This is a genomic window from Chryseobacterium phocaeense (assembly GCF_900169075.1).
Classification (GTDB): Bacteria; Bacteroidota; Bacteroidia; order Flavobacteriales; family Weeksellaceae; genus Chryseobacterium; species Chryseobacterium phocaeense.
In genome coordinates this window covers 542730-564444 of record NZ_LT827014.1, presented here as the reverse complement: position 1 = coordinate 564444, position 21715 = coordinate 542730, and the positions used below count along the sequence as shown (strand labels likewise).

The following is a 21715-nucleotide window of genomic DNA, read 5'->3' as shown; positions in this document are numbered from 1 at the left end:
ATACTTTTCTTTTGTGAAAAATTATTAACTTTATATGGCAGATTTACGAACAATAAACATTATTAATTGTAAATTCTGTAAAAAACTAACATTGACCCCATGAATTCTCACATTAAATGTATGATCATCGATGATGATGAACTGGACAGGCTGGTTCTTCAACATCATATCAGGCAGTATGATAATATAGAGATTATCGGATCTTTTGATTCGGCAGAAAAGGCGGTTCCCTATCTTGAATTCCCTATTGACCTTTTGATCTGTGAAGCCAAACTTCCTGGGATGAGCGGTATTGAATTCCGGAAACTGGCCTATAAAATTCCTGCCTGTGTTTTTGTCAGCGCCCATCCGGATCTCGCGGCAGAAGCTTTTGTAATTGATGCCCTTGATTTTGTAACCAAGCCTCTTCACGCACCCCGTTTTCACCACTCAATCGGGAAAGTCTTTAATTTCTTTGAGATGAAAGAAAAATGTGACTGTTTCGATGCGCTTCTCGGCGAAAACTGTATCAGGATTAAAGAAAACGGCAGCACTTCCCAGGTCAGGCTCACCGACATTCTCTATCTGGAAGCTTTGAAAGATTATACCAGACTCGTTACTCACGAGAAAAAACACTGTGTTCTTGATTCCCTCGGAAATCTTCTTCATAAAAGCTTTTTTGATTCCTTTATCAGGATACACCGCAGCTATGCCGTACCCCGACATTTTATCCGAAGTAAAAGCAGTAGTGAGATAGAACTGATCCACCAGATTAAACTTCCCATCGGCAGAACCTATAAAGAAAGTCTCTCTTTTCTTGACCCGTAATTCCTGAGTACCAACATTTTTGCAATAAAATGCCGTTGGTCGATTATTTTTACCGTTAGTCTATTTTCCTCCTATCCGGTTTCGATATGTGGTAATTTAGTGATCACAAATTTTCGCTTGAAAACTTGTATAACCAATTAATAACCACAAAACTATTACTCATGAAAAGAACATCTATTCACTGTTTCTTTCTCATTCTGTTTACCTTTTCCGTCAGTCTTCTGAATGCTCAGTCGGCAGTTATGGCTACGGGAACCACTGCAGCATCAGGGGGCAACGGCTCGGTTTCTTACAGTGTAGGGCAACCTGCCTATCAGTACAAGGGACCTAATTCCCAGGTATTGGAAGGTGTACAACAGGCCTATGAAATCACCACACTTTCGTCCAGCGAAACCGTATCCAATCAGGAAGGAATTTTACTCTACCCGAATCCTGCCAGAGATTATCTGTATGTAGATTTTACATCCACTCCATACAAAGGATCGGAGTACCAGCTGTTTGACTCCCAGGGCAAACTCATCAAAAAAGATGTCATCTCACAACCAAAATCTGAGCTTGACCTGTCCTCTCTCCCTTCAGCGGTCTACATTATGAGGATCAATAAAAACGGGGAAAATCTGAAAACATTTAAAGTCATAAAAAAATAACGCCATGAAAAAAATATTACTGTCTCTGGGGATTATGCTCGGCCTGTTTATGGGCTATGCGCAGGCTCCGGAAAAAATGAGCTACCAGGCCGTGATGAGAAACGGCTCCGGACAATTGCTGACCAATCAGGCAATCGCCGTAAAAGTAAGTGTTCTTGAAGGTTCGCCGGCCGGAACGCTGGTCTATTCTGAAAGACTGACCGGAAACACCAATGCCAATGGACTTATCAGCCTGGAAATAGGAGGAGGAACGGTTCTGTCCGGGGTATTCTCCAGCATCAACTGGCCTGTAGGAAGCTATTATCTGAAAACAGAAACCGATCCTGCAGGAGGAACCAATTACACCATTACAGGAAGCAGTCAGCTGCTTAGTGTTCCTTATGCTATGTATGCCAAATCCGCAGGGGGTGGAGGCGGAAGTTTTTCCATTCCTTACACCAATACGGTGAACAATGCAGGAACTCTGTTTTCGCTGATTAATGACGGAGACGGAACTTCTGTGGAAGGAACCAACAACACTACCACCTCCAATGTCGCGGCTGTACGAGGAATAGTAAACAATATAGCGCCGGGAGGCTTTTCCAGCGGTGTACGAGGTATTAACAACGGAACCGGCGGACTGGGCGTAGGGGTTTATGGAAGCCAGAACGGAAGCGGCTGGGGTGTTTACGGGACTACACCTAACGGATTAGGAATCTATGGAAATGCAACCGCCAACGGAACCGGAGTTTATGCCAACAGCAACACAGGAACCGGACTTACGGCAACCAGTAACAATGGAATTCCTGCCAGTATCTCTGTTTTCAATAATGCGAATAATAATAACGCCCTCAATGTTTCCAGTGTCGGAAACGGGACGGTAGTGAACGTGACCACCACAGGAAACGGAGCCGGGGTGCGTAGTTCTACTGCAGCAGGATTTGCACTCCACGGTATCACCAGTGCCCAGACATCCGCCGGGGTGATAGCTGACAACAGCGGAAATGGTGAAGCGGTAGTGGGAAGGACCACCAGTGATATAGCAGGTGCAGTAGTAGGCCGGAATGACGGCGGAGGCTACGGGGTAAGAGGGTTTATAGCTACCAATGCAACCGGGACTGGTGTAGGTGTTTACGGACAGGTTGGTTTAAATAACAGCACAGGACGGGCAGGAAGGTTTGAAAACTTTAATGCCACCAACCTGCAAAATACTTTTGAGGTGGAAAGCAACGGAAATGGAAGCATTCCGGATAATACACTGGGAAATGCAGCTTCTTTCTTACTTGATAATACGAACAGTGTAGGAGCAGCCGTAAGGGGTGAAGTGAACACTATTTTCGGGAACTTCGGAGCGGCTGGCATCTTTGGAATTTCGTCAGGAACAGGAGGACGGGCAGGATTATTCTATGCCTCAAACCCTTCCGGAAACGGAGCTTCATTAATTGCTTTAACCGACGGAAACGGAAATGCTATCACCGCCAACGCAGGTAAAGACGGAAACGGCGTGGAAACCAATATAGACGGTGCCGGAAATGCCCTGTATGCCTGGGTTCCAACTTTTGCAACAGGAAGAGCAGGAAGGTTTGAAATATTTAACGAAAGCAATCAGAGTGATGTAATAACAGTAAAAACCGTGGGTAATGGTATTGCGGGTAACTTCAAAGTAGACCGTGTTACCGGTACATCAGCAGCTGTAAAAGGCGAAGTGACGTCCCAGTTTGCAAACTTCGGGACAGCCGGGATTTATGGTGTATCATCAGGTACCGGTGGATATGCCGGCTTGTTCTATGCCTCCAATGCTACGGGTAACGGTCCTTCTGTTCTGGCCCTCACAGATGGTAACGGAAATGGTATTACTGCCAACGCCGGAGGAAACGGAGACGGTATAGAAGCATCCTGTGACGGACCTGGAAATGCCGTTTCAGGTTTTATTCCCAATTTCGGAACCGGGAAAGCAGGTCGTTTCGCCAACTTCAATAGTGCCAACGGGCAGCCGGTAGTTCATGTAACAACTAACGGTACTGGCTCTACCCTGCTGGTTAATCATCAGGGGCCATCAGGAAATATTGCCATCTATCAGAGTGCCTCGACCAATGTAGCACGTATTAATAAGGCGGGAAGAGGATATTTCAATGACGGAACACAAAACAGCGGGGCGGACGTTGCGGAAGCATTTGATGTTGAAGGAAGTACTTCAGAGTACGAGCCTGGAGATATTTTAATCATCTCAACCAATTCCGACCGTACGGTAGAAAAATCATCCCAACCTTACTCTACCCTTGTAGCCGGAGTTTACGCCACCAAGCCTGGCGTTCTTTTAACAGAGGAAAATATTGATTCCGAGCTTATAGGAAAGGTTCCTATGGGCGTTATTGGTGTAATTCCTACCAAAGTATGTCTGGAAGGCGGAAAGATCAAAAGAGGAGATCTTCTGGTAACCTCATCGAAACCGGGAACTGCTATGAGAGCTAATCCTAAAAAAGTAAAAATAGGACAGGTTATCGGAAAGGCTCTTCAGGATTTCGATCAGAATTCAACCGGTAAAATTAAAGTATTGGTCAACATTAAATAAACTATCATGAAATCACTATATATCGTTGCGTTTTTAGCATTAAGCATAGGCATCTCCGCTCAGGAAAGCAAGAAAGATCAGGAAGCAGAAGATCAGTCACAGGTGGTGAAGCAACTCAGAGAACGTGAAGCTCAGATGGCTAAAGCCTCTCAGGAAACCACCCCACAGCAATCTTCCACCGCGTTGGCTTCAGATCAGGGACTGGAGGTGAAAAAAAAGGATACAAAAGCCCAGGCTCTTAATTCCGCCGGCGATTCCGGGAAGAAGCTATCCAACACAGCTACTTTAGCTGAAATAAAAGCTTCTATTCCCAACAGACAGGCATCCCAGAGCACAGCGGGTTCTAAGAACACAAATAAAAATGTCACAGGCCTGCTGAGCACACCAGGTTTAACCTTAGAAGAAATAAAGAAAACAATCCCAAAAAACTGATAACCAACCAGATTTCAAGCAGAAAGTCCGCTCAGTGCGGACTTTTTATATTTTAAAACCTAATGGTCTGAACACTACAGATTAAATTCTGTTCTTAGTCCCAATCCGCAGCGACAAACTTCATAGAATGTCCACTATCATCTGAAAGTGTCAGGAAATGTCCTTCGATTGAATAACGGGTCATTTTATCAAATTTTTGTGCGAATGCGGTTTCCAGTTCCATATTCTGGCATGCTTTCAAGGTGCTTCCAACGCCGGAAATTTTCACTTTTCCTCCTTTCTTAAATGCTGAAGTAAAGAACATACTGTTACAGCCCATATATGCACTACCTTTAATTTTTCCTTTCTCTATTGTACCTATAAGGTTAACCTCCGCTCTATTCTTCATCAATTCATCTCTTGAAAAGCTTCCGAAAGCTACAAGCATCCATTGCCTTTGTAGAGCAGGATTTTTTTCGGGGATAGCCGAGCAACCGGCTGCCGCTCCTAAAAGCAAAACGGTAAAAAATGATACTATTATTTTTTTCATGTGAATGATGCACCCATTTTCATACCATTCCAGGGACAGAATATCGTAAAAATTAGTAAATTAGCGACACAAAAATTATTTTATAAAATGAAAAGACTATTTCTACTGTTCACTTTCTTGCTGGGCTTCGCTCAGATGAGGGCGGATGAGGGGATGTGGCTGTTAATGCTCATCAAAAGACTTAACGGGGTCGATATGCAAAAAGAAGGACTGCATCTGACGCCTGAAGAAATTTATTCGGTAAACAATTCAAGCTTAAAAGATGCTATCGTAAGCTTCGGAGGCTTCTGTACCGGGGAAATTGTTTCTGATAAAGGACTTATTTTCACAAACCATCACTGTGGTTACGGTGCTGTAGCTGCTGCTTCCACTCCGGAAAAAGATTATCTGAAGAATGGATTCTGGGCGATGAAGCAGAAAGACGAATTCAATGCAAAAGATCTTTATGTAAGGTTTTTGGTAAGAATGGATGATGCTACGCAGCGAATCAATTCTAAGCTAAATAACAATATGACCGGTGCAGAGAGAAAAGCAGTGATTGATGCTGAAACAAAAGCAATCCAGACTGAAAACTCTGAAAACGGAAAATATACGGTAGTGGTAAGAGATTTTTTTAACGGAAATGAATTTTACTATTTTGTATACCAGGACTACAAAGATATCAGATTGGTAGGTGCACCTCCATCATCATTGGGTAAATTCGGAGGTGATACCGATAACTGGGAATGGCCAAGACATACTGCTGATTTCACTGTGTTCAGAGTATATGGTGATGCAGCAGGAAACCCTGCAGAATATGCACCTGGTAACGTTCCGCTTAAACCTAAACACTTCCTTCCTGTTTCCCTTAAAGGAATCAAGCCTGGGGATTTCTCTATGATCTTAGGCTATCCGGGAAGAACAAACCGCTACCTTACTTCTTACGGAATCCAGCAGATGGTAAGCAAAGATTACCCGGCTTGGGTAGAAGCTTCCAAACTGGCTATGGACGTTATGAAAAAGTATATGGACAAGGATAAAGCAACTCAGCTTAATTATGCTTCTCAATATGCTTCTGTAGCAAACTACTGGAAAAACAGACAGGGAACCATTGATGCGGTAGAGAAAAACGGAACAATCTCTGACAAGCAAAAGATAGAAGATACGTACAGAAAATGGTCTGCAATGCCGGGTAATACTGAGTATGATGGTATTTTAGAAGATATTGGTGCGTACTATAAGCAGGTTTCCGACAGAAATGTGGAAAGAAACTATGCTACCCAGTTCTCAAGAAATGCAAAATATATTACCCTTGCTTTACAGGTAGGATCTGTTCTTAAAGCTTATGCAGCTCAGGACATGCAGGGCAGATTAGCCATGAAGGCTAAGACCGAAGCTGCAATCAAAGCTGCTTACGAAAACTTCAACCCTTCCCTTGAAGGTGAAATGCTGGCTTCTATGGCCAATCTTTACCAGTCAAGAGTTACCAATAAAGATGTAGCTTCCGCTACTATTTTGGGACTGGATGCCAAGACACTTTCCAATGTAGCTTATTCTTCTATTTTCGCGAATAAAACTTCTGCTACGAATTTCTTATTGAATCCTGATGCTTTAAAGCTGGATGCAGATCAACTTTGGAAAATTGCAAACGGTATTGTAGCTGATCAGAAAATGAGTGTAGAAAGATATGCTAAAGTTGATGATAACTTCAACAAGAACAACCGTCTTTTCCTTGCCGGATTAATGAAAGCTATGCCTGAGAAAAAATTCTACCCGGATGCGAACTCTACGATGAGATTAACGTACGGAACAGTAGACAAGCTTCCGGTAAGACAGGACAGAAACTATTTCGGTGTTACGGATAACTATTATACGGATATGACCGGTCTTGTAGGAAAATACAAGAAAGGGGATGAAGAATTTGATCTTCCACAGAGAGTGATTGACCTTTATAACCTTAAAGATTTCGGTCAATACGCTGATGCTGCAGGATATATGCCTGTTAACTTCCTTTCCAACAATGATATTACAGGAGGTAACTCCGGTTCTCCGGTAATTGACGGAGACGGAAACCTTATTGGTATTGCATTCGACGGAAACAGCGAGGCACTAAGCGGCGATATCGTATTTGAACAGGAGTGGCAGAAGACGATCAACGTAGATGTACGTTTCGTTCTTTGGACTATTGACAAATATGCCGGAGCAAGAAGGTTGATCGATGAATTGAAGCTTGTAAGAGGAGAAAACACACCTCCGGATACCAAGACTAAAAATTCAGGAACCACTGAACTGCCTAAGAAAACCAAAAAGAAAAAATAATCTTCTCTGATATATTTTTTAAAACCGTGAATTTGCGTTCACGGTTTTTTTATTTTTGGATATTCAATCTTTAATTATGAAACAAGGAATAGAATTTACCGGAATCATTAAACAAAACGGTGAGATGAATGCTGCTTTTGTAGAGTTTCCCTTTTCCACTCAGGAACTGTTCCATAAAAAAGGACAGGTGAAAATCAGAGCGACGTTTGATCAGAAAGTGGAATACCGAGGAAGTCTGGCCAAAATGAAATCCGATTGTCACATCCTTGGACTGACCCAGGAAGTAAGGAAGCAACTGGGGAAAAGTTTTGGTGATGAGGTTTTTGTTTCACTTATCGAGGATAAGGAGGAAAGAACGGTAGACATTGCAGAAGATATCGCCCTGGTTTTTAATGAAAATCCTAAGGCTAAATCCCTGTTCGACAATATGAGCTATACCCACAGAAAAGAATACATCCGCTGGATAGAAGAAGCAAAAAAACCCGAAACCCGGGAAAAGAGAAAAATCAGGATGATTGAGATGATTCTGGAGGGGAAAAAGGGGATATAAAAAATCACGAATGATAAAAACTTTTGCAGCCTGTATTTCTTTCCCTTAAAATAATCACTTATTAAACCTACTTCTCAAATGGTAAAAGGATTAAATTCTTTCAACAGTGTCCAGCATTCTTTAATATCCGTAAAATGATAGCCTTTCTGCTTATTAATCCTGGCGATTTTATACATAAAGTCCCAATGCTCCATGATTTTTTTTACGCCATAAAAATAAGAATGCCTGGGATCATAAATAAACGTAGGCTCTGCAGCAGCTCCGTTTAATTCTATAATTTTAAAATTTATTCCAGCCTCTAATTCTTCCCAAGTATTGAATTTAACATCAAACCGCCCATAATAGAATCCGTCCAGAGAGGAGCAAATTTCATTAAATAAGCTATTCAGTCCGGGAGAAATTCTATCTGATGCCTCATAAAATATGGCACCCCGCGCATGGTTTCCTATGCTGCTTAAAATGACCTTCTGATCTTTTTCGGGAATATATTTTTCATCGTGCCCTTCATGTTGAAAAATTTCGGAATAGAAACCATGATACCGCAGGTTATACCGTATTAATTCGCCCAGGGTCTGTTTACCGTCTCCTGTAACTTCAATTCCCTTTTTTTCCACAATTCCGCTAATAAAGCCTTTTTTTTCGTCAGGAAACCTGATGTAGAAAACCCCTATTTCATTGGGATAATCAACATATTCTTCCAAAAGGAGGTCTTCTTTTCCAAAATTCTGAAGGTATATTTTCACCTGTTCCCGGCTTTGTATCAGTTCCACGTTTCTCCCTCTGCAGCCATTGTTTGGTTTTAAAATAACAGGATATTTCAGGCCGTTTTCTTTCATCATACTTTCAATTTTTTCCGGGATTATCTTATCCTGAAGCAGGAAAGATTTGGCCCTGTATTTCTGTAATAAAAGCTGATTGATGAAATTTTTATCTTCCAGCGTCATTCCACCGTGAAGAATGGCCGGATTCACAGCCTTAAAAAACCCAAAAGATCTGGATTTAAGACTAATCCAGATATAATAAAAAATGCATGGAAAATAAATAGCCCACATTGGCCAGAACTCCCAATGCGTTAATCTATACCATTTGTATTTCAGTTTAAATTCAATTTCTCTTTTCAATTTTTTCTTTTTGCGAAGTGTTTTGTACCAGGTCATAATAACTAAGCTCAATACTTTGTGCTGTAATCACCAGCTGAGTTATGCTTACCGTCATGAGCTTTTCTTTTACCATTTCCTTAATGCCCGGCTCTTTTTCTATTTGATGCTCTTTATGAAAATGAAGTATCTGTTCTGAACTGATGTTCTCTACATTCAGGAGTTTATTAAACTCCCGGATTCTGTCATCTTCAATACTGTCATTATAAAGCGTTTTGGAAGACAGTAGATAATTCTTATTTTCATCTAAAAAAATTTCGTGCTTTTTACCGCCATCCCAAAGCAATCTGAATAATTTTTGCTCCGAGTAAACCAAAAGCTGAAAAGGCTCTATCCCGGATAAATCATATGCTCGAAAAGCAATTAAAAAGCTTTCTCTTTTCATTAGATCTAAAAGTACAGTCCCTCTGCTTTTTTTGTAAGGAGGGTTACTTTCATGGTTCTTAAAAGCTCCGTTCAAAAGAATGGCCGTATTTCCGGCATTGTCTGTAACGAACCATGTGCCGAGTGCTTTTTTATCGCGTGGAAAATATAACGTCTGCGTTTCTGACTCCAGATATTCAGGAAAAATTGCTTTTTCTCTATCTTTTTTTTCATCTCTGTTCGAGGTAAAAATGACAGCATTTTTTGTTTTAAAAAAGCTTACCGTGCACATGAGGTACGAAATTTTATGGTTGATGGTGCCACTCCGAAATGTTCAGGAATCTCTTTCCATTTGAATTCTTTAAGGGCCACTTTTATTAAAGCCTGATGATGAATTCCGTGCTCAAAGCAATACAACAGTTCCCTGAAATAGGTGGTTTTAAGTTCTTGCTTATTGTTTTCATTATCATAAAGGATACAGATTAATTCTTTATCTTCTTTACTGATCCCTGAATTTATTCTTTGAATAGCAGAAAGCATTTCTTCCATATTTTCTTCTAAAATCAGTTTTCTGCTTCTGTTGTTGAAAGAAAATCTTCCGCAGACATATCCTTCCAATACAACTTCATACATTTCCAGGATATGCCTCATATGCTGCCCTATTGAGCTCCCAAATAAATACCGGCTTTTTTTTGTATATAATTCAGGAGAGACCATTGCTAATATACGATACAATTCCTTAAGATTTTCGTCTATACTATTGATCATTGATGATGGTAATTTAACTTTTAGAAAACAAGGGAGAGATTTGTTTTATGTTTACAGCAACTAACAACGCACAGGATACAGCAACAGTTAATGCCAGATAAAACAGTTTTCCTCCGTCATTCTGCACGGTAATCCCCAATTCCGTTAAATGAAACCTGATCGCTCCCGCCATTAATAAAACTCCCAATACAGCTCCGTAAAAAGTGGTTCTTGGAATTAATATGAAGACCGATGCTATAAGTTCCAGAATCCCTATTCCTATTCTTCCCCAAGGCTCCATTCCTATTTTTGAGAAGATATAAACAGATTCAGGGGAGGCTGAGAATTTAAAATAAAGGGTTTGCAGCATGATGACTACAGGGACCAGTTTAATAATCCAGCAGATCGCTTTCATTATTTTATTCTTTTCAGATCATATACCTTACCTCCCAGCGAACTTTTCCCAGTTTCGGGATGCCCTGATGATAAGGTTTTTTTCATCCTTATTCCAGCTCGTTAAAGTATTGGTAAAAAATTTATTGTAAAACAAATATAGCTTTCCGCTGATAATTTTATAGGTTTTGGGGCTTGTTTCCACTTTTTCGCCGCTGTCTCCCATCGCAAAAGCACAGTACCCACCATATTGCGGAAGATATTTATCCGGATCTTTCTGAAATGCGGCTTTGTTTTGGGGATTCGCAAAATAATAATCTGCGCCCATGTATTTTACAATATTTTTGTCAGAGCCTTCCTGGGGTTTGCCGTAAAAATAGCTTACTACATCGTACCTATAATTGGCTATGCCGTTCTTATGATTAATATTTCGCAGTGATTGTGAAAAGACTAAACCACCCAATAATAAAAGAAAGGAAAATAAAAGCTTTGTTTTCATTACTCATTTTAGAGCTTAGACGAAACAAGGCTTTATTCCTTACAAAACTCTACAGATTTTTTAAATTTTCTTTTATTCTGTTTTTTAAATCCGGGGAAGCTTTGAAATATTCTTCCATGGGGTCCGGTTCAGAATGGAAATGAAACTGCAGTGCCTTATCTATAATTTTTGTTTGTTTTGAAAAATTTCTGCAGCATTTACAAAAAACAAGATGAATCTTCATTTTCAGCCTCGTTGAAAATGACAGTGAGGTTTCTCCTGATTTTACAATATTAAGAGAAGTCTCTTCGCAGTTGTGTAGATAATCGTTAAAAAATTTCATACTTTACAGAGTGATTTCGTTTTTTTCAAGACAACTTCTTAATAATGTTTTGGCCTGAAAAAGAAGCACCCAGTAGTTAGACGAAGTAATATTAAATTCCTTACATATTTTTTCTGCATCTTCATCCAGCATATATTTAGCTACAAAGACAGATTTTAATTTTGAAGGTAGTTTTTGAAGACAAAACTCCATGATTTTATAAAATTCTTTGCTTAAAATATAGGCATCTGCACTTTCAGAAATATAGTTTTTATTAATGTCCTGCTTCCATCTTCCATAGTTTTCCTGATTAAAAAAGGCATTTTCAAATGATGTTTCCGTTTGGGCCAGATAATCGTCATAGCTTTGATTGCTGCTACCTTTCTTTCTGTAATAATCTACAATTTTATTCTTCAGGATACTCGTAAGCCAGGTTTTCACAGAGGATCTGTTTTCAAATTGTTTAATATTCTTATAAGCCGCCAAAAAAGTTTCCTGTACAAGATCTTCGGCATCTTCTTTAGAATTTACTCTCAATACTGCAAAGTGATAAAGGAAATCTGCAAATGCATCAACCCATTCTTCAGGAATTAAATCTGGATCTTCTTTTTTCATTATTTGAAGCATGTATGTGTTCAGCAAATATAACAGAAAAACATTTGTATTGTAAAATTATTAAATAGTCCGCCCACTGCTCTTTGTAAATACCCGAAATTTAATAATCAATAATTAAGTAGTGAACTCTGAACAGATCAGCATTGTGAATTGAATATTTTTTGTTCAATACTTCCAAAAATCACCCAATTATTTCCCTTTTCACATTTAAGAAAATATTCTTCTTGCCGTCAACAGAATGAGATGCACCCTAATTTTAACACAAAAACAAAATGCTGATTATAAGCAAATTAAACTAAAAAAAATAAAAATTTTTGTAAGTATTGATCAGAAATTCCGACAATGATTATGTAACAAAAATTTTATTTATGAAAAAAAAACTTTTTAAAACAGCTTCGTTAGCGGCGGGAATACTGACAGCGTTTATTCTTACCTCTTGTGATGACAATGATGATATGATGATGGATAATGCCTCTGTTCAGAGGACCATCACATTTGAAAACGTAGTTACTGCGAAAGATTTTGTGGAAAGCGGAAGCTTTCAGGGTACAGGAACCCCGGTGATCCTGCCGGGGCAGTCCGTTTCCTTTACATTCAGTGCAGGGAAGGCACAGGCGCTGATGTTTGCAACCATGTACGGCGCCTCCAAAGATTGGTTTTTTGCTTCAAAACAACCGGGAATCAAGCTGTTCGATGACAACGGAAATGCGATGACGGGAGATGTTTCTTCACAGGTAATACTATGGGATAACGGGACAAAAAATGACACCTCCGGACAGGCAGAAACCAATCCAATTGCTCCTGTTCCCAATGTTGACGCTTCTCAGTTGATGAAGCTGAATCTTACTTATAATGCCATGTCTTCTGAGTTTACGCTGACCATCAGCAACAATTCAGGCGGAACCGCCAACGAAACACCTTTCTCTCCCGGCGTATGGGCCGTTTCCAATTATAGCGGATCCCAGCTTCTTAACAGCACGCCATTTTTTACGGCAAACGCTTTGTCAAATCCTGAAATCACGGATATTGCACAAATGGGAAACATCAATAAAATGGTGACTAAACTAAATATGAATACCGGTATTATGACCGGGCTCTCTCCTGCTTTGGTAGTAGTCTACAGTGGCGATAAAAACCCTGTATATGAATTAGGGCAAACCGATATGGACAAAGGGTTAAAGGAGATTGCCCAGTTTGGAAATGTATCAAAACTTCAGAACAGCCTGAAAACCTTACCGAATGTGAAAGGCGTTTATGTGGCCGGCAGTGCTCCTGTAGCTCCGGGAAGCAAGGTTTCCACTCAGTTTACGACCGTTCCCGGTGATAAAATTGCCTATGTCACGATGTTTGGTTTTTCCAATGACTGGTTCTATGCCAATGAACAGGGTATTGATGCGAATACAAAAGGGGATCTTACCTCAAAAACTTCACTCTTTGATTCAGGGACAGGTGTTGATCAGTATCCCGGAGCAGGAAACAGACAGGCTTTATTCGGGGGGACACCACAGGCTGAAAGCAAGCCTATCAGCAAAGTAGGAAATACTTTCCCGGTTCCTGCAGTACAAAATGTGATTAAAGTAACCATTGATTAAAATTTCAGAACCTATTTATTCAAACTTAAAAATACCAGGCAGCGAAACTGTCTGGTATTTATTTTATATCAGGAGATTATTAAGATATGGAAGTTGTCCATGTTCAATGAACTCGTTTGAGGTTCAATTTCCTGATAAGCTATTTTGTTTGCATTCATTAAAATTCCGCTTTCATGATATTGAATTGTTTTGTGAAGTAACAAAATGCATACATTTACATGGATTTTATTACACCCCTTATAAATATTGAAAAAAATGAAACTGATATATTTTACTATTATTTCTTTTTTAATTATCTCTCAGTCAGCAATGGCCCAGGATAATCCAAGAAAATATTTGGAAGATGCCATATTAGTCATGAGACAAAATTCAGTTAATAAAGGATCAATTGACTGGCAGAAGGTTACCAAGAATGCCATTGACTCTTTAGGCAATAAAAAAACAATTAAAGAAGTTTACCCTGTAATTATATCATGTTTAGAGCAATTAGGCGATAACCATTCGAAGTTTTTCAAGCCTGAAGTAGTTAATTTTTACATGAAATCTTACAAAGAAAATGGGGAGCCATTTCCTTATCCCAAAGATAGTCTTATAGATAATCACATTGGTTACATCTCTATTCCGTCAATTGGTAGCTTTAATGATGGTGACTGGAACATTTATGTAAGTGATTTTTATAAAAAAGTTAAGTCTTTGGACTCAAAAAAACTTATTGCCTGGGTTATTGATGTGCGGGGAAATGAAGGTGGAATGTTTTCACCGATGTTTAAAGCGGTTCAACCGTTTTTAGATAAAGCAAACGTAATTGGGTCTAAAGATAATAAAGGCCAAATCAGTTATTACACAGTTAAAAAAGATAATATCCTTTTTGATAACACAATAATTGCAACAATAAAGATTCAGAATATAAAGCTGAAACATAAAAATATTCCCATTTTCATTTTGACTGATAAAAAGACGGCAAGCTCCGGCGAATTTGTGGTCGCGAGTTTCGTTGGTCAGGAAAATGTAACTATTGTTGGGACAAATACTCAAGGCTTAACCTCAGACAATTCAGAGTTCAAATTATCTGATGGATCATTTTTGGTATTGACAACCGGAAATATAGTGGACAGGAATGGAAAAGAGTATATTGAAGTTGGTAAAGGTATTTTACCAGATATAAAAGTCGTAAGTCATCATTTAAATGATTATATTGATGTTGTTAAAGGTAAATTATAGGATGATAACTACATTTTTGTCTCTCAGATAGCCCTCTAAAACAGATGCGTTTAAAATGTAATTCTTACTTATTAATATGTGTTTTAGAAAAGCCGCTTTTCCGATATAAGAGATTTTTGAAAAGAGCCCAAAGTTTTTTCTTTGGGACAATTCCAATCTGCTCTATAGATTTCTCCAAATTAAACATTCCAAAACTCCCGGTCCAGGCTTCTGTACTGTATGGCTTCAGAAATATGATGCGGGAGAATATTCCCACTCCCCTCTAGGTCGGCCACTGTTCTGGCTACTTTTAAGATCCTGTCGTAAGCCCGGGCCGAAAGATTTAGTTTCTCCATAGCCAGCTTAATAAGATTGAGCGAAATATCATCCAGACTGCAGAATGCTTCAATTTCTTTGGGGCCAATCTGAGCATTATAACTGATATTAAGATCTTTATATCGCTCATTCTGAATACTCCGTGCTTTCAGAACGCGGTTCCTGATTTCTGAGCTTTTTTCTCCTTTTCTTTTTTCCGCCAATTGTTCAAATTCAACCTTCTGAACTTCTATATGAATATCAATCCTGTCCAGCAAAGGTCCGGAAAGCTTGTTCATGTATCGCTGCATTTCGTAAACAGATGAGGTATTTCCCGGATCATCAGGAAAAAATCCACTGGGACTGGGATTCATGGATGCAATGAGCATAAAGCTTGCAGGATAGTTTACGGTAAATCTGGCCCTGGAAATAGTAACTTCACGGTCTTCAAGAGGCTGTCTCATCACCTCAAGAACGGTTCTTTTAAATTCAGGCATCTCGTCCAGAAACAAAACGCCGTTGTGGGCCAGTGAAATTTCGCCGGGCTGGGGATAACTTCCGCCTCCTACCAAAGCAACATCTGAAATGGTGTGATGCGGAGAACGGAAAGGCCTTACGGTCATCAGGGATGTTTCTGTTCCGATTTTGCCGGCTACGGAATGTATTTTGGTTGTTTCCAGTGCTTCTTTCAGTGTTAAAGGAGGTAAAATTCCGGGAACTCTTTTCGCCAGCATTGTTTTTCCGCTGCCCGGAGGACCGATCAGAATGATATTGTGACCGCCTGCGGCGGCTACTTCCATTGCTCTTTTTGCGGTTTCCTGGCCTTTAACTTCAGAAAAATCGAATGGAAAATCATTCATTTTTTGCTGAAACTCCTTCCTGGTATCAATTTCAATTCTTTTAATAGGCTTTCCTTCGTTAAAAAAGTCTATAACTTCTTTTATATTTTCAGCTCCATACACTTCAAGGTTATCTACAATGGCTGCTTCACGGGTATTCTGTATCGGCAGTATAATGCCTTTAAATCCTTCTTCCCTTGACTGGATGGCAATAGGAAGCACTCCTTTTATAGGCTGCAGGCTTCCGTCCAGAGACAGCTCGCCCATAATGACATAGCTCTGTATATTTTCCGCAAGGATCTGGTCTGAGGCGGCCAGAATTCCAATGGCTATGCTGAGGTCATAGGCGGAACCTTCTTTCCGGAGATCGGCAGGTGCCATATTGATGGTAATTTTCTTTCCCGGAATTTTGTACCCTACATTTCTTAGGGCTGCAGAAATCCTGTAACTGCTTTCTTTAATGGCATTATCAGGAAGCCCTACGAGATGATACCCTACCCCTCCGGTATCTACATTGACTTCAATTGTAATGGTCTGCGCTGCAACACCGTGAATGGCGCTTCCATATATTTTTACCAGCATGATTGTGTTTTTGAAGTAAAAATAAATAATATAAATTTTCAGAGAATTCACTTTAAAATTCACAATTTTCCGGTTCTAAAAATATTTTTGGAAAAATATCAACGTAAAAACAAACCGGCACAGAAATACTCTGTACCGGCTCATCAGCGATTAAAAAAAACTAACTCAGGATGACGCTATTTATTTCTTTATGAACTTGTTTTTGTAGGTATTTCCTTCTGAATCTTTGGAAAGAATAATATAATTTCCCGGAACCAGCCTGCTGACATCCACAGGCTCGTTGAAACGGTGGCTGTTTTTCTGAAGGACCACTTTTCCGGACATATCAATAACAGAAATCTCTTTATACATTTTATCCGATTCTTTTCCGATATACAGAAACTGTGCGGTAGGATTCGGGTATATTTTGAGGCTGTTCTCCTTTGGCTTTGTTTCATCTGTTCCGAGACTGCAGAACTCCCAGTCTCCGAAATTCACTTTCACAAAACTTCCTGTTCCTAAAAACTCACATTGATCCGGGCAATATTCCGTACATGCATAAAATCCGTATTCACCAGATTCTGTAGCTATATAAGTATCTCCCGTGGCTCCGCTAATTACACAAGGATCTCCGGGAGAGGGAGGCGGGCTGCTGGGTACACAGCTGTACCATACATGGGTACCATAGAGGTCGGGAAAAGCATTATCAAATTTCACGGATGCTCCGTTACACACATTCAGCTCGCCCTGTCCTACCACTTCAAAGGTTCCGGGAGTCATGGTACTGATCATCGCGGGCAGTGCGTACGCAAACCCATCTGTCATGATCGCTGGACTTTCTGCGGTACAGTCTCCTTGTGTAACAGCAACTTTAAAGTAGTGCAGCTGGTCATTGGTTCCGTTGATCGTCAGGATTTGTGAAGTTGCTCCCGGAATAGCCACCCATGGATTGGTATTCGGGGTCTGCCAGGTCCATTCCTGTTTGTACCACTGGTAGCTTCCGAAGGTTTGAGTGGAAAGGGTTTCCGCTTCGCTGTTGCAGAATACAATTTTGTCAGGATATTGTACGCCCATTCGCGGACTGGTAATGGTGGGATTACACTGTGCTTTTACATTCATAAAGGCCATGAACAGAAAAGCCAAAAAAATCAGTTTTGGTTTCATATAATATATTTTTATGGTTTGATTTGGTATTTATATCAGTGAGTTAGTCCAGCAACACCCTGATTCCGAACTTCATATTAAAGTTTAATGGTTTTTCTTTATAGATGGTATTAAGTTCACTTTCATTTTTGAAATGGTACCCGATTCCCGGTTCCGCATATATTCCGATCTTATCAATAATTTTTACCTGAAGCCCTACCGCAGAATTAACTGAAAACTGTACGGGCTTAATATTGATTTTCTCTTCCGAAGTCTCTTCAACCGCATCATTTACAATATATTTTGTCGTAAGCTTTCCTGCTACTGCTTTTTCTGCAAGAATTCCTCCCGTTACGTATCCTGTAAACCTTCCTTTCTGAATGACATTGTAATTAACCTGTACCGGGATTCCTATATAGTGAATGCTTTGTTCACCCTTTACATAATTGGAATTGCTTCCTGAGTGAAGTTCAGACATTAGTTTCGTATAATTTACCCCCGTTCCTATTCCCCATCTTTTTCCAATGCTGTAATACATAGACAGCCCAAAAATAACCGGAATTTTATGTCGGATCCTTGCTTCAACCTCTTTGCTCTGATTGGCCAGCAGAACCTCGGTAAGTGGATCATCCTGTGTACCGGCACTCCAAAAATCACTGAAAGCCAAAGGACTTCCATTGATGGATGCATAGCCCGGAAATCTCTGTTCAGCTGCATTAGATGAAACATTTCCTGTAAGCATACTCAGCATCCATTTTTTTGATTTTCTTCCGGATGTTTTTGGACTGTCATTAGCTGCATACTTTTCGGATATTTTATCTTCGGTTGTATTAAAGATTTCATCATCACTTTGGTTCTCTTTTATTACAGGATTTTCATTTATCGGAGGAAATGAACTGTAAGCAGGTGGTACTTCTTTTGTTACAAGTTTGGGATCTTCGTTTTTCTTCAATTCTGCACTCTTGTTGTCTATTATTTCTTTATTAAAGACGCTTTGCACCATCTTACTAATGTCAGTTTTTTCCGAAATTATATTTACTAAGTTGCTATATTTTTCACCTGATCCCATATTCGCAGCTCCCGGGATATCCACATTTGGAGGCTGTACAGATTCTGTCGTCTTGTGGTCATTGTTTTTAATAGTATTTTCACTTTCAGATCTTTTTGTAATCTGAGGATTATTTTTTTCAGCATTCATGTCCAGCAGCAATTTTCCTGTGAAGAACAGCATGGCAATAGCCGCCGCCATTCCACTGATACGGTATAGAAGGGATCTTCCAGGCTTTTCAGAAATATTTTTTTTGCTTTCTTCTTTATCCGTTTCCGGCATTAAACCTGCTGCCATTCCGGTTTCTTTCTCATCAGAAAAAAGTTCATTTTTAATATCATCCCACAGCCCATCCGGAATATCCTCTTCGTGGTCTTCCATTTTCCTGTGCAGATCATTTAACCACTGATCATTCATATTGTGCTTCTTTTGACATTTTATATTCATTAATTTTCCGGGCAAGCATTCCTTTTGCCCTGTGAAACTGGGAGGCGGAAGAATTTTCTGCTATTCCCAGAAGCCCTGCAATCTCCTTATGGCTTTTCTTCTCAAATACAAACAGATTAAATACCGTTCTGTACCCATCCGGTAATGATTGGATCATTTTCATAATGACAGCCTGCGAAACTTCTTCAAGATCGGGTTCTTCATCGCCGGAAATATCCGGAAATTCATTCACGTCTGCATCTGCCATAATACCGGAGTGCTGCTTTATATGCTTTAAAGCCTCATTCACCGTAATCCTCATCATCCAGGCTTTAAGTGAACCGATGCCCCTGTACTCAAATGTTTCTATAGACCGGAACATTTTTATAAAGCTGTTTTGCAGCACATCATGCACATCATCTTTTCCCGGAAGGTAACGGGAACAGACCCCGGCAAGATTTCCGGAATGCATTCCGAAAAGTTCTTTCCAGGCAGCTTCTTCCTTCGCGAGAAGGCGTCTGATCAAAATCTGCTCCTTGTTTTCTTCCATGTATGAATAAGACCGGTTTTTTAGCAACCGATTAAAAATTTTAAGCAAAAATAGACCGCATTATGAAAATTACAGCCTATTTTTCTCTTTTTCTAGTTTCCTGTTTTTACACAATAAGGAAAGTTATAATAAATCGGTTCAAAGGGATTCAGCTGTACGCCGTCTACTGTGAGCTTTTCTGCAGCAAGGACAAACCTCAGCGTATAATCCAATCCTACAAAATATCCTTTCTGTTTTGCAACCATTGTCACTATTGTTTTTTTATTCACGCCATCTACCGGAATCTGCAATTCAAGTTCTTTTGGCGCAAACGTGAGTTCCACCCAGTTTTTTTCAGCATTGAGGACGGAAGCATACTTTACTTTATATTTTACTTTTCCCATTGCTGTAAGGGCATTCTGTACTTTCACGGGATCTTTTACAACTGCCGTTACGATTTCTTTGATTGGAAATTCCGGAAATTCAAGGGTGTCTTTTTTTATCTTGAAGTCCACAACTTTTTCATTTCTGAACTCTCCCTGCACCGTAATCAGCCTCCCCTTATAGCTGCCGTTAACATCCTCGAGTTTCACAGGGGGTACTTCAATCCTGTCCTCATCGATACATGAGAACAGGGAGAAGATGATGGATATAACTAAAACGGTGGTAATCACTTTAAGTACTATTAAATTCTTCATTTCGTTCTTTTTTTAACATTAAACATAAATTGTATTGAGTACTCATCTATAAAATCCTTTTTTTTCAAAATCTTGCATGGAGTTCTGTAAAAAAGAATTAAAAATTTTTACAACAAACTGATTTACTGTTAATAAAATTTATCAAAACAATTGTAATTAATGACATCTACCTAAATCCCGGTAGACAAAAATCCTCATTTCTCTGTATTGGACCTGTCATCAACCGTCTTTAGATTTGTCCCTAAGAAATAATTAAAACAAGAATTTTAAAATGCTAAGGATAAAACAAATTATTTTCAGTCTTTTTATCACAGCATCCGCCGTAACTGTTTTTACAGCATGCAGCAAGGATGATGACAACCCTTCTTTCGCAAAATCACCGATTAAATTTACGGTAACTGTGAACGGAGCGGATTCCAATGACCAGGTGGATATTGCGGTAAATGCAGGAAATCATGATGCGAGCCAATATGGATCACCGGTTTGGAAAATGAACGGAGTAACGCAGGGCAATGAGGATGATATCCTTTTGGATGTCACTGATTTTACGGGTTCAACTAAAACCTATGTCTTTGAAACCGTAAAGCCTTATAATTTTGGAGGGTTGAACGTTGGAATCGTCAATCATGACGGGGCTCCCCTTTCCGTAAGCTATAAAGCTGAAATCAATGGAAATGTGGAAACGAATGTAGAAAACACAATCATTGCTGCCGGTCAGAATCTTCATAAAAACTACACCTACACCGCCAAATAAAAAACATTAGTTTTTCTCATATAAGTTTTTTGGTACATTGGTAAGATCAATAGCTGGAATCAGCTATTGATCTGTTTTTAAAATTGATCTTGAGTTGTTAATTATATTGTAGCCAGCCAGCGTGAGGTTTTCGCGCTGGCTGGTTTTTTTGATTTAAATTTTAAGGTAAAAAAGGTATTTAAATTCCTTAAAGGGTTACTAATCTCATTTCTCTGATCTGGTTAGATACAAGAATCCTGCACTTGGGATGACCCATTCTGAGGGACTAAACATGCGAAAGTCTTTTCCTTTGAAACACTTCGTTATTCAGATTCAAAATAAGGAATTGCAATATTTATAAGTGAAAAATAAACCACTCAACTTTTGAGTGGCTTAAAATTATTGTTTACATAGCTTCTATTTCTGATAATTTAATAATATAATCTTCACTTAAATATTTATTTAACTTGAAAATAATATCTTCATAATATATGTTAAAAAATCTAAAAAGATCTTCATTCGTATTTGGTGATTCTAATACTCCTTTATAATCATATTCGGGATGTTTTATTATCCATTCAAAAACTTCTTTATTTCTTAAAACAATATCAATTTTTAGATTAGTTAAATCTATGTCTCCAGTTACAAACTTATACAAATCCTTATGTGTATAGATTTGGCTTATTCTTTTTCTCCACACTGCTGCATGAATTGCATCTAATATTAATTTTTGATCCATAGA

Annotated in this window: 22 protein-coding genes; 9 read left to right on the top strand and 13 right to left on the bottom strand. The window is 39.3% G+C overall.

What is annotated here, in order from left to right; genetic code table 11:
• Window positions 1–99: 99 nt before the first annotated feature.
• The 4 genes from B7E04_RS04100 to B7E04_RS04085 all read left to right on the top strand — a co-directional run bounded on the left by B7E04_RS04100 (window position 100) and on the right by B7E04_RS04085 (window position 4437).
• On the top strand, window positions 100–807 hold the full coding sequence (locus tag B7E04_RS04100; protein WP_080777495.1) for a LytR/AlgR family response regulator transcription factor: 708 nt from the start codon (window positions 100–102) through the stop codon (window positions 805–807).
• A 161-nt stretch (window positions 808–968) separates the two neighbouring features.
• Complete coding sequence (locus B7E04_RS04095; protein WP_080777494.1) at window positions 969–1454, top strand: T9SS type A sorting domain-containing protein; 486 nt, start codon at window positions 969–971, stop codon at window positions 1452–1454.
• A 4-nt stretch (window positions 1455–1458) separates the two neighbouring features.
• Complete coding sequence (locus B7E04_RS04090; RefSeq protein WP_080777493.1) at window positions 1459–4005, top strand: beta strand repeat-containing protein; 2547 nt, start codon at window positions 1459–1461, stop codon at window positions 4003–4005.
• Between the two features lie 6 nt (window positions 4006–4011).
• Complete coding sequence (locus B7E04_RS04085) at window positions 4012–4437, top strand: hypothetical protein (protein WP_080777492.1); 426 nt, start codon at window positions 4012–4014, stop codon at window positions 4435–4437.
• 94 nt (window positions 4438–4531) lie between these two features.
• Here B7E04_RS04085 and B7E04_RS04080 read toward each other — a convergent pair whose 3' ends face one another.
• Window positions 4532–4966 carry an META domain-containing protein gene (locus B7E04_RS04080; protein ID WP_080777491.1) on the bottom strand — a complete coding sequence of 145 codons (435 nt, stop codon included), beginning with the start codon at window positions 4964–4966 and terminating at the stop codon, window positions 4532–4534.
• A gap of 87 nt (window positions 4967–5053) precedes the next feature.
• On the opposite strand from B7E04_RS04080, the gene B7E04_RS04075 reads away from it, so the two are divergent.
• Window positions 5054–7264 carry a S46 family peptidase gene (locus B7E04_RS04075; protein WP_080777961.1) on the top strand — a complete coding sequence of 737 codons (2211 nt, stop codon included), beginning with the start codon at window positions 5054–5056 and terminating at the stop codon, window positions 7262–7264.
• A gap of 76 nt (window positions 7265–7340) precedes the next feature.
• Window positions 7341–7814, top strand: a complete 474-nt coding sequence (locus B7E04_RS04070; RefSeq protein WP_080777490.1) for a YdeI/OmpD-associated family protein — start codon at window positions 7341–7343, stop codon at window positions 7812–7814.
• 74 nt (window positions 7815–7888) lie between these two features.
• Here the strand turns inward: B7E04_RS04070 and B7E04_RS04065 are convergent, their stop codons facing one another.
• The 6 genes from B7E04_RS04065 to B7E04_RS04035 form a co-directional block, all read right to left on the bottom strand.
• On the bottom strand, window positions 7889–8935 hold the full coding sequence (locus tag B7E04_RS04065) for an ATP-grasp domain-containing protein (protein WP_165439406.1): 1047 nt from the start codon (window positions 8933–8935) through the stop codon (window positions 7889–7891).
• Entirely contained in the window at window positions 8919–9626 is a 708-nt protein-coding gene (locus tag B7E04_RS04060; protein WP_080777488.1) for an NRDE family protein, read from the bottom strand. Before B7E04_RS04060 ends, B7E04_RS04065 begins: the two co-directional genes overlap by 17 nt.
• A complete protein-coding gene (locus B7E04_RS04055; RefSeq protein WP_139785334.1) occupies window positions 9614–10102 on the bottom strand; it encodes a DinB family protein in 489 nt (162 codons plus the stop codon). Before B7E04_RS04055 ends, B7E04_RS04060 begins: the two co-directional genes overlap by 13 nt.
• 13 nt (window positions 10103–10115) lie before the next feature.
• Window positions 10116–10496: a DoxX family protein gene (locus tag B7E04_RS04050; protein WP_080777486.1), complete on the bottom strand. Its 381-nt coding sequence runs from the start codon at window positions 10494–10496 to the stop codon at window positions 10116–10118.
• 27 nt (window positions 10497–10523) lie between these two features.
• Window positions 10524–10973: a YHS domain-containing (seleno)protein gene (locus tag B7E04_RS04045; RefSeq protein WP_080777485.1), complete on the bottom strand. Its 450-nt coding sequence runs from the start codon at window positions 10971–10973 to the stop codon at window positions 10524–10526.
• A gap of 325 nt (window positions 10974–11298) precedes the next feature.
• Window positions 11299–11889, bottom strand: a complete 591-nt coding sequence (locus B7E04_RS04035; RefSeq protein ID WP_228439809.1) for a sigma-70 family RNA polymerase sigma factor — start codon at window positions 11887–11889, stop codon at window positions 11299–11301.
• 368 nt (window positions 11890–12257) lie between these two features.
• Here B7E04_RS04035 and B7E04_RS04030 point away from each other — a divergent pair, with 368 nt between their 5' ends.
• Complete coding sequence (locus tag B7E04_RS04030; protein ID WP_080777960.1) at window positions 12258–13481, top strand: spondin domain-containing protein; 1224 nt, start codon at window positions 12258–12260, stop codon at window positions 13479–13481.
• 255 nt (window positions 13482–13736) lie between these two features.
• Window positions 13737–14702, top strand: coding sequence for a S41 family peptidase (locus tag B7E04_RS04025; RefSeq protein ID WP_080777482.1), 966 nt, complete (start codon window positions 13737–13739; stop codon window positions 14700–14702).
• Between the two features lie 179 nt (window positions 14703–14881).
• Here B7E04_RS04025 and B7E04_RS04020 read toward each other — a convergent pair whose 3' ends face one another.
• The 5 genes from B7E04_RS04020 to B7E04_RS04000 form a co-directional block, all read right to left on the bottom strand.
• Window positions 14882–16417, bottom strand: a complete 1536-nt coding sequence (locus tag B7E04_RS04020) for a YifB family Mg chelatase-like AAA ATPase (protein ID WP_080777959.1) — start codon at window positions 16415–16417, stop codon at window positions 14882–14884.
• Window positions 16418–16597: 180 nt separating this feature from the next.
• On the bottom strand, window positions 16598–17560 hold the full coding sequence (locus tag B7E04_RS04015) for a T9SS type A sorting domain-containing protein (RefSeq protein ID WP_080777481.1): 963 nt from the start codon (window positions 17558–17560) through the stop codon (window positions 16598–16600).
• Window positions 17561–17603: 43 nt separating this feature from the next.
• Entirely contained in the window at window positions 17604–19004 is a 1401-nt protein-coding gene (locus tag B7E04_RS04010; RefSeq protein WP_165439405.1) for an outer membrane beta-barrel protein, read from the bottom strand.
• Entirely contained in the window at window positions 18997–19563 is a 567-nt protein-coding gene (locus B7E04_RS04005) for an RNA polymerase sigma factor (protein WP_080777479.1), read from the bottom strand. Before B7E04_RS04005 ends, B7E04_RS04010 begins: the two co-directional genes overlap by 8 nt.
• Before the next feature lie 92 nt (window positions 19564–19655).
• Window positions 19656–20240, bottom strand: coding sequence for a DUF4840 domain-containing protein (locus tag B7E04_RS04000; protein WP_080777478.1), 585 nt, complete (start codon window positions 20238–20240; stop codon window positions 19656–19658).
• A 271-nt stretch (window positions 20241–20511) separates the two neighbouring features.
• Between B7E04_RS04000 and B7E04_RS03995 the strand changes: the two genes are divergently transcribed.
• A complete protein-coding gene (locus B7E04_RS03995; RefSeq protein WP_080777477.1) occupies window positions 20512–20994 on the top strand; it encodes a hypothetical protein in 483 nt (160 codons plus the stop codon).
• 385 nt (window positions 20995–21379) lie between these two features.
• Here the strand turns inward: B7E04_RS03995 and B7E04_RS03990 are convergent, their stop codons facing one another.
• Window positions 21380–21712, bottom strand: coding sequence for a hypothetical protein (locus B7E04_RS03990; protein ID WP_080777476.1), 333 nt, complete (start codon window positions 21710–21712; stop codon window positions 21380–21382).
• Window positions 21713–21715: the final 3 nt, after the last annotated feature.